This is a genomic window from Campylobacter sp. BCW_6877, assembly GCF_001762445.1.
GTDB lineage: Bacteria > Campylobacterota > Campylobacteria > Campylobacterales > Campylobacteraceae > Campylobacter_D > Campylobacter_D jejuni.
Genome location: NZ_MJWW01000060.1, coordinates 622 through 1,108, shown reverse-complemented (window position 1 = coordinate 1,108; position 487 = coordinate 622). Strand labels below are relative to the sequence as shown.

General features: G+C 25.1%; 1 pseudogene. It reads left to right on the top strand.

Annotated features, from left to right (window positions below):
- Window positions 1–487, top strand: a pseudogene (locus AJ936_RS10650) (hypothetical protein); the annotation flags it as partial.

Genomic DNA, 487 nt, shown 5'->3' with positions numbered 1-487 from the left:
TCCTTTAGCGGTTATAAGAGATCATTTTGTAACTTATCCTTTTGCAATCAATTCGAAATTCATTAGCTTTGATTTAAAGAAAATTTTTTATGGCATAGATCTTTGCACAGGAGTTTTTGACACTCATTTTTCCTTTCATTATGAAATAGATCAAAAGCTTGAAGAAAATAAAGAATTTCTTTTAAAAAGACTTTTGTCTTATTTGATTATTGATGAGAAAAGAAATGCAACTGCTTTAGAGGATATAAAAGAACAAAAATATATTATAGATGATTATACTTTTTATTTTAAAGAGTTAAAATCTTTAGAACTTAAAAAATGCACTATATATCAACTTCCTTGTAATCATCCTTTGTTTAAAGAGTTTAGAAATAAAGAAAAGCAAATTAGTGCTTTTAAAAAGGATGAAGATAGTCCTATTCATGCTTACAATGAAGCTTTACAAATTTTACAAGATTTTGCTAATGGAATTTACAATACAAGTAAA